Source organism: Mesorhizobium sp. XAP4, from assembly GCF_029269325.1.
GTDB lineage: Bacteria > Pseudomonadota > Alphaproteobacteria > Rhizobiales > Rhizobiaceae > Mesorhizobium > Mesorhizobium ciceri.
On the sequence record NZ_JARIXW010000028.1, the window covers coordinates 1 to 1,335 of the forward strand.

Genomic DNA, 1,335 nt, shown 5'->3' on the forward strand with positions numbered 1-1,335 from the left:
AATCAGCTGTGTCCACCAACAGGACGCAGTTGCTATGCATCAACCTCGAGGTCGACGGCCGTTTGAACTGGATTTTTCTCCATACTGGCCTGCACAGCGCCAATGCTCTCGCGAACGATTGACAAACCACGGCGCAGGTCAGCCTCGGTAATGGTAAGAGCAACAAGGAACTTGAGCACCTCGCTCCGCCCGCCACAGGTCTCGATCACCAAGCCGCGACGAAGAGCTTCCCCCGCGATTTGGACCGCCAATGAACGGTGCTTTTGCGATACAAGACCGTACATCAATCCGCGGCCCCGTAAGGTCAGGCCAAGGCTGGGGAAGTTTTCTGCGATTGACTTGAGTTCCTCCGCCAGGATCGCGGACTTGCGAGCGATTTCCTCCTCAAATTTCGTATCAGCCCAATAGGTCTCAAGAGCCACGCGAGCAGTCACGAAAGCAAGGTTATTGCCTCTGAACGTGCCGCTGTGCGCACCAGGAGACCAAATATCCAGTTCAGGCTTCAGAAGAACGAGCGACATCGGCGTTCCGATTGCCGACAACGACTTTGACAGAGTGACAATGTCAGGCACGATCTTAGCAGCTTCAAAACTGAAGAATTGTCCCGTGCGGCCGACACCTGCCTGGATATCATCCAGAATCATCAGGATCCCATGCTTTGCGGTGAGGTCACGCAGCCTATGCAGCCATTTAAAGCTTGCAGGATTGATGCCCCCTTCCCCTTGAACTGCTTCCAGAATCACCGCGGCAGGTTTGTCCAGACCGCTGCTCGGATCGTTCAGTAGCTTTTCAAAGTAATCGAGCGTGTCAACGGAAGCGCCGAGATAACCATCATAGGGCAAAAATGCCACATGCGAGACGGGGTAGCCTGCAGCACTGCGGTACTTCTTGTTTCCAGTCGCAGCCAACGATCCGGCGCTAACGCCATGGAACGCATTGGTAAATGCGACGATATTCGCTCTGCCGGTTACTAGGCGCGCCAGCTTCAGCGCTGCCTCGACTGCGTTTGTACCTGTGGGACCAGTAAACTGCAGCTTATAATTCAGACCACGCGGCTTCAGGATGTATTGCTCAAAGGCTTCGATAAATGCCTTCTTGGCACTCGTGGCAAGGTCAAGCCCATGCACGATGCCGTCGCGCTCGATGTAAGCCAGCAACGCCTTCTTGAAGGCGGGGTTATTATGGCCGTAATTAAGGGCGCCTGCCCCGGCGAAAAAATCGAGATACTCACGACCGTCTGCACCAATGAGGGTAGTTCCAACCGCGCGATCGAAGAGGATCGGAAATGAACGGATGTAGCCACGCACCTCAGACTCGAGACGCTCGAAAATTGCG

Annotated in this window: 1 protein-coding gene; it reads right to left on the reverse strand. The window is 54.7% G+C overall.

What is annotated here, in order from left to right:
• Positions 1-32: 32 nt before the first annotated feature.
• Positions 33-1,335: diaminobutyrate--2-oxoglutarate transaminase (gene ectB, locus P3C39_RS32845; protein ID WP_275955079.1), on the reverse strand; the 1,303-nt coding region annotated here is incomplete at its 5' end.